The sequence below is a fragment of the Stenotrophomonas sp. genome, assembly GCF_032099025.1.
Classification (GTDB): domain Bacteria; phylum Pseudomonadota; class Gammaproteobacteria; order Xanthomonadales; family Xanthomonadaceae; genus Stenotrophomonas.
This window is the reverse complement of sequence record NZ_DAMCID010000030.1, coordinates 1-7,105: the sequence shown is the minus strand read 5'-3', so window position 1 is coordinate 7,105 and position 7,105 is coordinate 1. Positions and strand designations below refer to the sequence as shown.

Annotated in this window: 7 protein-coding genes; 2 read left to right on the top strand and 5 right to left on the bottom strand. The window is 69.0% G+C overall.

All coding sequences use genetic code 11. From position 1 onward, the window contains the following. On the top strand, window positions 1-1,111 hold a 1,111-nt coding region (locus tag RT456_RS16785; RefSeq protein WP_313348230.1), incomplete at its 5' end, for an OmpA family protein. A 141-nt stretch (window positions 1,112-1,252) separates the two neighbouring features. Here RT456_RS16785 and RT456_RS16780 read toward each other — a convergent pair. Genes RT456_RS16780 through rluD form a run of 3 tightly spaced genes read right to left on the bottom strand, consistent with a single transcriptional unit; the run spans window position 1,253 to window position 3,467 of the window. Continuing rightward, window positions 1,253-1,660: a thiol-disulfide oxidoreductase DCC family protein gene (locus RT456_RS16780; protein WP_313348228.1), complete on the bottom strand. Its 408-nt coding sequence runs from the start codon at window positions 1,658-1,660 to the stop codon at window positions 1,253-1,255. Next, the gene (gene pgeF, locus RT456_RS16775) at window positions 1,657-2,472 is read right to left on the bottom strand and encodes a peptidoglycan editing factor PgeF (RefSeq protein WP_313348226.1); all 816 of its coding nucleotides are present in this window, start codon (window positions 2,470-2,472) and stop codon (window positions 1,657-1,659) included. The genes RT456_RS16780 and pgeF overlap by 4 nt, the downstream gene beginning before the upstream one ends. Then, on the bottom strand, window positions 2,472-3,467 hold the full coding sequence (gene rluD, locus RT456_RS16770; RefSeq protein ID WP_313348224.1) for a 23S rRNA pseudouridine(1911/1915/1917) synthase RluD: 996 nt from the start codon (window positions 3,465-3,467) through the stop codon (window positions 2,472-2,474). The genes pgeF and rluD overlap by 1 nt, the downstream gene beginning before the upstream one ends. Window positions 3,468-3,583: 116 nt before the next feature. Here rluD and RT456_RS16765 point away from each other — a divergent pair, with 116 nt between their 5' ends. Further along, complete coding sequence (locus RT456_RS16765; RefSeq protein ID WP_313348222.1) at window positions 3,584-4,468, top strand: outer membrane protein assembly factor BamD; 885 nt, start codon at window positions 3,584-3,586, stop codon at window positions 4,466-4,468. Between the two features lie 99 nt (window positions 4,469-4,567). Here RT456_RS16765 and RT456_RS16760 read toward each other — a convergent pair whose 3' ends face one another. Beyond that, window positions 4,568-5,248, bottom strand: coding sequence for a hypothetical protein (locus RT456_RS16760; protein ID WP_313348220.1), 681 nt, complete (start codon window positions 5,246-5,248; stop codon window positions 4,568-4,570). Between the two features lie 108 nt (window positions 5,249-5,356). Continuing rightward, entirely contained in the window at window positions 5,357-6,991 is a 1,635-nt protein-coding gene (locus RT456_RS16755; RefSeq protein WP_313348219.1) for an NAD+ synthase, read from the bottom strand. Window positions 6,992-7,105 lie beyond the last annotated feature (114 nt).

The window sequence follows — 7,105 nt, the reverse complement described above, 5'->3', positions numbered from 1 at the left end:
ATTCCCGTCTACCGGCCGGCCCCACCGCCTGCTCGCCAGCCAGCTCGAATCTGCGATCGGACGCGGCGAACTGGCCGTGCTGGCCCGCCGCGCCGCCTTCCCCACCGGCATGTTCGCGGTGGTCGCCGCCGACCTGCTGCCGGGCCTGCTCGACGTGATGGAACAGGATGCACGGCGTGTGCAGTCGCTGGAGGCAGCTGCGCGCACCCGGCGCACTGGCCCTGCGCCGGTGCCGAGCGCGGTGCGTGGCAGCGTGCTGCGCGGGCTGTCGTGGGTGCTGGTGGCCGGTGCCCTGCTGTGCCTGACCGGCTGGATCCACCAGAAGACCCGGGTCATTCCCGCCGGCACGACGGGGGCCGAGCGGCAGACATCGCCGCGGCTGTCGCTGGTCAATCATGGCGGGATCATCGATGTCCGCGGCCGCCTGCCGGGCGAGGCAGACCGGCGCAAGGTCTGGAGCGCGCTGGTCGGGCAGTACGGCCAGGCGCGGGTAAGCGGCGACATCCAGCGCGATCCGCATGCGCAGGCACCGCGCTGGCTGGACCGGCTGCTGACACTCACCCCGGTGCTGCGTCATCCGGGCCTGTCGCTGTCCTTCAGCGGTGACACCCTGCACGTGGACATGGCGGAGCTGCCGGACGCCGACCGCGTGGCCGTATCCGAGACGCTGCGGCGTGGCTTCGGCCATCTGCACGTCACCGGGCTGTGGGACCCGGGCCGGGTCGCGCTGGCGCGGCTTCCCGCCACCCCGGAACCCAGCCGGCTGGTGGACGCGCTGAACCAGGGCGCGATCCGCTTCGAACACAAGTCGCCGGTGGTGCGTGCCGACGGCATGGACATGCTGCGCGCCAGCGCCTTGGCGATCCGTGCCGCCGACCCCGCGCTGCGCCTGGAAGTGGCCAGCCACACCGACAGCCTGGGCACCGCGGACAGCAACCTGCGCCTGAGCCAGCAGCGTGCCGAGGCCGTGGTGGCCGAACTGCAGGCGCTGGGCGTGCCGTCCAGTGCGCTGGTCCCACGCGGGTATGGCGAAGAGCAGCCGGTGGCCGACAACCGCCTGGAAGCCGGCCGCGAACGCAACCGGCGGATCGAGTATTCCGTGTTGGAGTGATCGACGGGGTGCCACGCTGGGCGGATCGCGCGTCGGTTGGCATCGCGTTGCCACGCATGGCGTGGCACTACGGAGCGGTTGGCCGCCCGGACGGTTTCGTTGCCGCCCGGACGGTTTCGTTGCCCGATCACACCTTGTCTCTCAATCGAGGAAGCGTCCCACCTGCCCGGGCGCCGGCAGCGCGCACACGTCATGCCGGCCGAACCAGCGATAACGGTTGCGTGCCAGCGTCCGGTAGGCGCGGTCGCGCCAGGTCCGTGGCACCAGCCGCAGCAGGCGGGCCAACCGCCAGGCACCGCCCAGACCGGCCAGCACCTGCACGATGGCGTCGGTATCGGACCAGGCGCGGCCCTGCTCGACCAGCAGGAACGACAGCGGGTCGTCGGGGTCCAGCCCATGCTCCTGAAGCAGGGCCCGGCCCTGCACGCCCTGCATGGCCGCGAAGCGGTAGCGGCCGCGGTGATCGAAACGCAGTAGGAAGCGCACCCAGCGGCTGCACAGGGCGCAGACGCCGTCGAACACGATCACCGGTCCGCCCGCCGTGTTCACCCTGCGATCCAGGCCAAGGTCGCCATGCGGCCGGTGCGACGGTCACGGCGGTGCGAATAGAACCGCTGCGGGTCGGCGATGCTGCACCACTGCCCGCCGCTGATCGTGGCCGGGTCCAGCCCCGCACCGACCAGGCGCCGGCGGGCCAGCGCATACAGGTCGACCTTCCAATGCCCCGGCCGGGTGGCGCTGAACGCCGCGGCCTCCGCCGCGTCGCGGTCGACAAACGCGGTGAACACGTCTTCGCCGATCTCATAGTGGGCCGGGCCGGCGGCCGGGCCCAACCAGGCCTGCAGCGACGCAGGCTCGGCGTGCATGGCCGCCACGGTCGCCTCCAGCATGCCGTCGGCCAGCCCGCGCCAACCGGCGTGCGCCGCCCCGATCTCACTGCCGTCGCGGGCGGCAAACACCACCGGCAGGCAATCGGCGGTGAGGATGGCCAGGACCACGCCGGGCACCGAGGTGACCGCCGCGTCCGCCGTCGGCTCGCTGTCCAGTCCGCTGGCGCCGGGCGCGGCGTCGAAACGCAGCACCTCGGTACCGTGCACCTGGCGCAGCCAGTGCGGGGCCGACGGCAACGCCAGGCCGGCCTGCAGCAGGTCGCGGTTGTGCTGCACCTGGGCCGGGTCGTCGCCATCGGCGGCGTGGCGGTTGCCCATGTTGAACTGGTCGAACGGCGCGCGCGAACCGCCTGCGCCGAAGCGCAGGGTGGTCAGCGCGTGCACGCCGGGCGGCGCCGGCCAGTCGGCTGCCAGCACCGGCACCTGCGCAGGTGCGGCGTCGGGCGGCGGGTGCGGCAGCGAGGTCACCATCAGCGGCGACCACGCTCCAGTTCGGCGAAACGCTTGCTGTCCTCGCGCAGCGCCTCCAGCAGTGCCAGCATGTCGGCCGGCACCGGCGCGCTGTTGCGGATCGGCTCACCGGTGATCGGGTGAGCGAATTCCAGCGTCTCGGCGTGCAGCGCCTGGCGCTTGAAGCTGCGCAGCTGCGCCACCAGGTCGTCGGTGGCGCCCTTGGGCAGCTTCAACGCGCCGCCGTACAGCGAATCGCCCACGATGGCGTGCTTGAGGTGCGCCATGTGCACGCGGATCTGGTGGGTACGCCCGGTCTCCAGGCGGCATTCCAGGGCGGTGTGCGCGCGGAAGCGCTCGCGCAGGCGGTAATGGGTCACCGCGTCCTTGCCATCCTCGCGCACGGCCATGCGGATGCGATCGCGCGGGTGGCGGTCGATCGCCGCATCGGCGGTGCCGCCGGAGACCAGTGCGCCCACCACCACCGCCAGGTACTGGCGGTGCACGTTGCGCGCCGCCAGCTGTTCCACCAGCGCGGTCTGCGCCTGGATCGTGCGCGCCACCACCATCACGCCGCTGGTGTCCTTGTCGAGCCGGTGCACGATGCCGGCGCGCGGCAACACCGACAGCCCCGGATCGCGGAACAGCAGCGCGTTGACCAGGGTCCCGGTCGGGTTGCCCGCGCCCGGGTGCACCACCAGGCCCACCGGCTTGTTGATGACGAACACGTGCTCATCCTCGTACAGGATGTCCAGCGGGATGTCTTCGGGCTCGGCATGGGTCTGGGTGTCGAGCACGACATGCAGGCTGGCCACTTCGCCGCCGCGGACCGGGGCGCGGCCGCGCACGGGCTCGCCGTCCAGCAGGACGTCGCCCGACTTGATCCACTCGGTCAGCTTGGACCGGGAGAATTCGGGGAACAGTTCGGCCAGGACGGCGTCGAAGCGCCGTCCGGCGGCGGTGTCAGGCACGATGGCCTGGCGGGTGGATTCGGATTCAGAAGCGTTATCGGACATGGGGAGCACACCGCAGGGAGACAATTTTGGGGTCCGGTCGACCAGTTTCAGTCGCGGGACAGGCCACTAGGCTATCATCGACCCTTCGTATTCCAGCCGCGTCCCGCCCAGACCCCATGATCCGACGCTCTTCCCTGCTGTCCGCGCCCGTCCGCACCGCGGCCCTGATGCTGGTCCTGGCCCTCGTCTCCACCGGTTGCCACCGTGGCGCCAAGGGTGACAACCCCGAGGAAGGCCAGCCGGTCGAACAGATCTATGAAAAGAGCCACGGCCTGATGCAGAAGGGCAACTGGAGTGGGGCGGAAGCCACCTTCCGTCGCCTGATCGCCCAGTACCCGTATGGTCCGTACACCGAGCAGGCGATGATCGAAACCGCCTACGCGCAGTACAAGGCCGGCAAGCACGATGACGCGGTGTCCAGCATCGACCGCTTCATCCGTACCTACCCGACCCACCGCAACATCGCCTACATGTACTACCTGCGCGGGCTGGCCAACGGCAACCGCAATACGGTATTCCTGCGCCGCGTATGGTCGTTGGACCCGAGCCGCCGTGACCTGTCCACCCCGCGCCAGGCCTACGCCGACTTCAACATCGTGGTCGAGCGCTATCCCAACAGCCGCTACGCGCCCGACGCGCGCCAGCGCATGCTGGAGCTGCGCGACGTGTTCGCCCAGCACGAGCTGGACAACGCCCTGTACTACCTGCGTCGCGACGCCTGGGTGTCGGCCGCCGGCCGCGCCAACTACCTGCTGGAAACCTACCCGCAGAGCGCCTTCCAGTACGACGCGGTGGCCACCCTGGGTGAGGCCTATACCCACCTGGGCAACAAGGTCCTCGCCGACGACGCCCGCCGCGTGCTGGAGCTGAACCAGCCCGACCACCCCTGGCTGCAGGGCGACTGGCCGAACTACCCGTGGATGATCCGCAAGCTGAACCCGTTCGCCGGCGAGAAGTCCGCCAGCACCGGTGAGCGCAATGCGACGTTGAATCGCCGCTGATACAGCGCGGCATGATACGAAGAAGGGTCCCGCGAGGGACCCTTTTTCGTTCGCCGTCGCGCCGGGCTATGCCCGGCTGCCCGGAGACCTTTCTTTGCTTCAGGCTTCCTGAAGCTTTTCCTCCCTGAACTGCGCCTCCAGCGTGCGTTCGAGGTCAGCACCCTTCGGCACCGCAGGGCCACGCCTGTTTCCGGCATCGTCATCCAGGAAGAACTTGGTGACCACTACGGAATCGAAGCTGACCGACTTGGGCTCCACCGGTCCCGACGTGGCAACCCGCCGGATTCCCTGTTGTGCAGCGCCGGGGTAGTCCAGTGGAGGAAGCTCAACGTTGTCCAGGTAATCCGGCGGCGGAATCTCAACAGTGTCCGAGTAGTCTGGCAGCGGTATCTCCGGAGAAATGACGCCGGGCGACGCATTCATGCGCGAGTTTTGCGGGGCGTCGGCATGCGGAATAGCGCTTTGCATGCGGGCGCCTGTCGCCTGTGCATTCGGGGCAGGCAACTGCGCCAACCATTGCCGCATGACGTTGGCCAGCTGGGGCGAGCGCACATTGAGCAGTTGGCTGGAAATCGCACCGCGCAGCCCGGCAGCATCGCCGTTGAACCGGCCAATGCCAGGTGAGGTCTTGCCGAACACGCGCGTGGCATCGCCGCCAAACTCGCGGTTCGCAATCAGCGTCAGCTTCTTCAGCGTCATTGTAGACAGGGTGTCGTTGTCGCGCTTGCAAGCCAGCGCCGCAGCGAACGTATGGACCTTCGGATGGATGATGGTGGACACGGGGGAGGCCCTATAACAGAGAGTCCGGCACTCTAGGTCCAGCCCAGCCCCACCGCTTTCAAGAACGCATCAGGGGGGTGTTGCACGCCCCGCCCCGAAGTAGATCATTCAGCCCTTGTACCCATTGCTGATCGGGTAGCGCCGCTCGCGGCCAAACGCACGGCGCGAGACCTTCGGGCCCGGTGCGGCCTGGTGGCGCTTCCACTCGCTGGTGCGCACCAGGCGCAGCACGCGGTCGACCACCTCGGCCGCGTAGCCGGCGGCGACGATTTCCTCGCGCGACTGCTCCTGGTCCACATAGCGGTACAGGATGCCGTCCAGCACATCGTAGGCCGGCAGCGAGTCCTGGTCGGTCTGGTTGGCGCGCAGCTCGGCCGATGGCGGACGTGAGATCACCGCTGGCGGAATCACCGGGGCACCGCCCACGGTATTGCGCCACTTGGACAGCCCGAACACCTCGGTCTTGTACAGGTCCTTGAGCGGCGCGTAGCCGCCGCACATGTCGCCGTAGATGGTGGCGTAGCCCACCGCGTACTCGCTCTTGTTGCCGGTGGTGAGCAGCAACCCGCCGAACTTGTTGGACAGCGCCATCAGGATCACGCCGCGCGCGCGCGACTGCAGGTTTTCCTCGGTCACATCGGCCGGCTGGCCTTCGAACATCGGACCCAATGCGGTCATCAAGCCTTCGAACACCGGTTCGATCGATACCGCTTCCAGCTTCACACCCAGCGCGCGGCACTGCTCGGCGGCCAGGTCGTTGGACATGCCGGCGGTGTAGCGCGACGGCAGCCGTACCGCGGTGACGTTGTCCGCACCCAGCGCGTCCACCGCCATGGCCAGCACCAGCGCCGAATCGATGCCGCCGGACAGACCCAGCCACACCTTCTTGAAGCCGTTCTTGCCGCAATAATCCTTGATGCCGCGCGTGACCGCGCGCCACGCCAGCGCGTCCATGCTTTCATCGCCGTCGTCGATCCACTCCAGCGGCTGGAAGCGTCGCGTCGGTGCGTCGTAGTCCACCACCAGCCACTGGTCGGTGAATGCGGCGGCGGCCGGATGCACCGTGCCGTCGCCATCGGCTACGACTGAGGCGCCATCGAAGGTGAGCGCGTCCTGCCCGCCGACCATGTTGAGGTAGACGATGGCCGCGCCGCTTTCGCGGGTGCGCTCGGCCAGCAGCGCATCGCGCTGGGCATGCTTGCCGCGTTCGTAGGGCGATGCATTGGGCACCACCACCAGTTGCGCGCCTTCGCGCACGGTCTCGGCCAGCGGCTCGGCGAACCACAGATCCTCACAGACCAGCACGCCCACCGGCACGCCCTTCAGTTCGAACACGCAGCTGCCACCGTCGGGGTCCACGTCGAAGTAGCGGCGCTCGTCGAATACCGCGTAGTTGGGCAGCTCGCGCTTGCGGTACGTGTGCTCGACGCGGCCCCCGCGCAGCACGCTGGCGGCGTTGTACACGACGGCACCTGCGGCCTGCGGCCACCCCACCACGGCGGTGATGCCCTGGGTGCTTTCGGCAATGCGGGTCAGGGCCTGCTGGCAGTCGTACAGGAAGCCGGGGCGCAGCAGCAGGTCTTCCGGCGGATAGCCGCTGATGGCCAGTTCCGGGAACACCACCAGCTCGGCGCCGTATTCATCGCGCGCCTCGGCGATCATCGCGATGATGGTGTCGGTGTTCTGCGCCACGGCGCCTACCGGGAAATCAAACTGCGCCATCGCGATGCGGATCGACGTCATGGGGTAAAGCCTGTGGTTGCGATGGGGCATTGTAGGCGTTTCGCGGCAATGATCGGCCGCGTAGTGCCGGCCGCTGGCCGGCTCCCCGCGGCATCTGATCGGCCACGTAGTGCC

What these genes read in the sequence shown, in the direction of transcription:
- RT456_RS16765 (WP_313348222.1), top strand. Translation starts at nt 3,584, where the DNA reads ATGATCCGACGCTCTTCCCTGCTGTCCGCGCCCGTCCGCACCGCGGCC.
- RT456_RS16755 (WP_313348219.1), bottom strand. Translation starts at nt 6,991, where the DNA reads ATGACGTCGATCCGCATCGCGATGGCGCAGTTTGATTTCCCGGTAGGC.
- pgeF (WP_313348226.1), bottom strand. Translation starts at nt 2,472, where the DNA reads ATGGTGACCTCGCTGCCGCACCCGCCGCCCGACGCCGCACCTGCGCAG.
- rluD (WP_313348224.1), bottom strand. Translation starts at nt 3,467, where the DNA reads ATGTCCGATAACGCTTCTGAATCCGAATCCACCCGCCAGGCCATCGTG.